The organism is Paraburkholderia sp. (assembly GCF_036488795.1).
Lineage (GTDB): Bacteria > Pseudomonadota > Gammaproteobacteria > Burkholderiales > Burkholderiaceae > Paraburkholderia.
Genome location: NZ_DASXHA010000028.1, coordinates 1 through 4,152 on the forward strand (window position 1 = coordinate 1; position 4,152 = coordinate 4,152).

Consider the following 4,152-nt stretch of genomic DNA (forward strand, 5'->3'; position numbering starts at 1 on the left):
GCAAGCCCACGCACGAGGGCAGCGGCCACGCGGTTCGGATAGTTGGCGAGCACGCCGTCAATGGCCTGTTGCGCCTTGTAAAGCGAGTCTTCGACGCCCCACCGAAGCAGCGGCAAATCGGTCTCCTGCCGGCCTTCGTCTTCGAAGCGCTTGAGCGTGGCGGAGATCAGGTAGAGCTGCGACAGCACATCGCCGAGGCGCGCGGAGATCCGTTCACGCCGCTTCAGATTGCCGCCGAGCACGAACATCGACACGTCCGCGAGCAGCGCGAATACCGTGGAGATGCGCGTGGCCGCGCGATAGTAGCCGGCGAGCGGTGCATAGGCGCGCCGCGGTTTCGCGATGAATGCGCCGCCCGTCACGCCGTAGACGACACTGCGCACCACGTTCGACAAGGTGAAGCTAAGGTGACCGAAGAAGGCACGGTCGAAGTCGACCTGCGCCCTGGTGCGCTCGGCTTCACGGGTCGCGGCCATTTCTTTTAGCACATACGGATGACAACGGATGGCGCCCTGACCGAAGATGATCAGACAGCGCGTGAGGATGTTCGCGCCTTCCACGGTAATCGCAATCGGCACCTGTTGATACGCCCGCGCGAGGAAGTTCGACGGTCCCATGCAGATGCCTTTGCCGGCGACGACGTCCATCGCGTCGTTGATGATCTGGCGGGCGCGCTCGGTGATGTGATACTTCGCGATCGCCGAAATCACCGAGGGCTTTTCGCCCAGATCCACCGCATGCGCGGACAGGCGCCGCGCCGCGTCCATCACATACAGGTTGCCGCCCATGCGGCCGAGCGCTTCCTGCACCCCCTCGAACCTGCCTACCGCGGTGCGGAACTGGCGGCGCACGGCGGCGTAGGCGCCGGTGCCACGCACGGCGAGTTTCGCCATGCCCACGTTCGACGACGGCAGCGAAATCGCCCGGCCGGCCGCGAGACATTCCATCAGCATGCGCCAGCCATTGCCGACCTGTGCGCGTCCGCCGATCACCCAGTCGAGCGGAATGAACACGTCCGTGCCCGAGTTCGGGCCGTTCTGGAACACCGCGTTGAGCGGCCAGTGACGCCGGCCAATGTTCACGCCGGGGTGGTGGGCCGGAATCAGCGCGCAGGTGATGCCGGGTTCGTCGTCCGGGCCGAGCAGGTGATCCGGATCGAGCGTGCGGAACGCGAGGCCGAGCACCGTCGCGATCGGCCCCAGCGTGATGTAGCGCTTGTCCCACGTCACGCGAAAGCCGAACGTCTCGCGGCCTTCGAACGTGCCCTGGCAGACGACGCCGACATCGGGGATCGCCGCGGCATCCGAACCGGCATACGGGCTCGTCAGGGCGAAGCAGGGGATGTCTTCGCCGCGCGCGAGGCGCGGCAGATAGTGGTTCTTCTGTTCTTCGGTGCCGTAGCGCATCAGCAGTTCGGCCGGCCCGAGCGAGTTCGGCACCATCACCGAAACGGCCGCTGCCGAGCAGCGCGTCGCGAGCTTCATGATGACCTGCGAATGCGCGTAGGCGGAGAATTGCCTGCCGCCGTACTGCTTCGGAATGATCATGCCGAGAAAGCCTTTCTCCCTGATGAACTGCCACGTCTGCGGCGACAGGTCCTGCCAGACCGCGGTGGTTTCCCAGTCGTTCGCGAGATCGCACAGTTGCTGGCATTCGACGTCGAGAAACGACTGTTCTTCCGCGCTCAGTCTGGCGGGTCCGTGTCCGAGCAAGGTGTCCCAGTGCGGGCGGCCGGAGAACAGCGCGGCATCCCACCAGACGGTGCCGGCTTCGATGGCGTCACGCTCAGTGGGCGACATCTCCGGCAGGATCTTGCGGAAAATCTCCAGCACGCGCTTTGAAATCCACGCGCGCCGTAGCGGCTTCACGGCGAGAACGAGGGTGGGCAGCACGAACAGGATGGCCAGCAAGGCGGTGCTCAGCGGGCCGGCGGCGCCGCTCAGATGCGCGGCGGCTACCCACGCAATCATGAAAGCGAGCCACCAGGAAGCTTTGGCCTGAACATAGACAAGTGCCGCAACGGCAATGACCAGCACAACGAAGAACCACGACATGAGGTTGCCTCCTGTTTTGATGGTGCGCGCGCACGCTTGCGCGGGTTGCGCAAGGCTCGGGTTTTATTCGCGTGTTGTAGGGTTGCCCTGCTTCGACAGCACATGCGGTGCCTGGCGCACCACGGCGCCGGAGCGATGCTGATTTACGTTGCGTCATGCTTGACGGTTTGCATCGCTCCGGTCCGGCCCGCTCTCAGGCCCCGCCGTGTGCGACGTGCCGCAATGGGGCGGCGCTCAGGTTGCTCGTGCGTTCCTGCTGCTGGGCGGCGAGGCCGGATTCGGCAGCGGCGAGCGACGCACGCGTGCCGGCCGTGCCGGCGCTGGCGTCTGCGCTGGCGCTGGCGCAGGTCAATCCGGCGGCGGGGCCGCCCAGATCGTCCGAACCGTCGGCCGCGTCGCCCAGCACGGCCGCGAAGGCGGCCAGCTGCGTCGCATCGGGCAGCGGCGCTTTGAGTGCGGCCACCATCAGCGAGGCGAGGCGTGCGATCAGTTGCAGATCGTTCATCGACTTGCCTTGCGAGAACTCCGAGATGAGGCTGTCGGTATCGGTGCCGGCCAGCACACCGGAGAGCGCGCCGATCGCAAAGTGCAGGCGCCAGCCGAGTTCTTCGCGCGGCAAATGCGGCAGGGCACGCTGGAACGCATCGAAGAAGCGCTCGGCCACCGACGCGTAGTGTCCGTTCAGAAAGTCGCGGATGAACGACGACGGATCGGTGTACGCGCGTCCCAGCAGGCGCAGGAACGCCTTGCCGCCCACCCGCGGTTCGCGCGACAGGCGCAGCGCCGGAATGAACATTGCACCGAGCACGTGTTCGCAGGTGAGACGCGCGCCGAGCATGGTGTCGAAGCGTTCGAGCAGCTTGACCCGTTCCTGGTTGAGATGGTCGAGCCGCCGCGAGAGCATCGCGTGAATCAGGGCTTCCTTGCTGCCAAAGTGATAGTTGACCGCTGCAAGATTGACCTCGGCACGCGAGGTGATCTGGCGCAGCGACATGGCTTCATAACCGCATTCGATAAACAGCGTTTCGGCCGCGTCGAGAATGCGGGACTTCGTATCGCCGGTGTGCCGGCCTGTCGTGCGAACTGCCATGTTGCGTCTCCCAAGTGCCGGTAGCCGGCCGCAAACAGACGATTCAAATGCGTATTTGAAACAATCGTTTTTTTCAGGATAAGAAGGTCAGGATGAATCGGGCAAGGGATGGCTGTGGACGGACTCCTCTAAAAAAGCACCGCTGCGGTGCGTCAACTGACCCGCTCAAAGCACCTGTCAATGCGGCCAGATGCTTTTGCGAGCGCAAATAAAAAGGCCGTTCCGATCGAAATCGGAACGGCCTCGTATCTCTGCATGGCCTGGCGGCTCAGGGCCGCCTGTTTTAGGTGTCTTGCCGGTGTGCGCCGCGTGTGGACAACTACGCGGTCGCCACCTCTTTTGCTGATTGTGTCATATCTATGCCGCGGCGTTCACGACTAAACGGAATCAGTATCGCAATTACCACGGCCACGATGCCGATCACGGTTGCCATCACGAGCGCGTAGTTGTTGCCATGCTGCTCCGCGAGACCGGCCTGCAGCGGCGCGTTGACCGAGGCGAGCAGGTTGCCGAGCTGATACACGAGGCCCGGGAAAGTCGCGCGGATTTCATCCGGCGAGATTTCGTTGAGGTGAACCGGAATCACACCCCATGCACCTTGCACCGAAATCTGCATCAGGAATGCGCCGACGGCGAGCAGCACCGGCGTGCTCGAGAAGGCCCACAACGGCAGCACCGGCAGCGCAATCAGCGCCGCGATAAAGATGGCGCGCTTGCGGCCGATCTTCTCCGACAGGAAGCCGAAGAACAGGCCGCCACAGATGGCGCCGACGTTCAGCACGATCGTGATCAGCGAAACGGTATGCGGGTCGAAGTGATGCTGTTCGCGCAGGAAAGTCGGATACAGGTCTTGCGAACCGTGCGAGAAGAAGTTGAACGCCGTCATCAGCACAATGGAGTAAAGCGACAGCGTGACGTTCTTTTTCAGTGTGGCGACGAGACCCGGACGGGCGCGCTTTTCCATGGCCTTCCATGCCGGCGATTCGGGTACATGCGCACGCACATACA

The 4,152-nt window shown here is 63.8% G+C and carries 3 protein-coding genes; all 3 read right to left on the minus strand.

Features of this window, described 5'->3' with window-relative positions; translation table 11 throughout:
- Positions 1-2,054: acyl-CoA dehydrogenase (locus VGH41_RS03705; protein ID WP_331595989.1), on the minus strand; the 2,054-nt coding region annotated here is incomplete at its 3' end.
- Between the two features lie 193 nt (positions 2,055-2,247).
- On the minus strand, positions 2,248-3,144 hold the full coding sequence (locus tag VGH41_RS03710) for a TetR/AcrR family transcriptional regulator (RefSeq protein ID WP_331595990.1): 897 nt from the start codon (positions 3,142-3,144) through the stop codon (positions 2,248-2,250).
- Between the two features lie 319 nt (positions 3,145-3,463).
- A partial coding sequence (locus VGH41_RS03715; RefSeq protein WP_331595991.1) for an MFS transporter occupies positions 3,464-4,152 on the minus strand: 689 nt, incomplete at its 5' end.

Excerpts from the sequence above, each read along its gene's own strand:
- VGH41_RS03710 (WP_331595990.1), bottom strand. The coding sequence starts at position 3,144 with ATGGCAGTTCGCACGACAGGCCGGCACACCGGCGATACGAAGTCCCGC.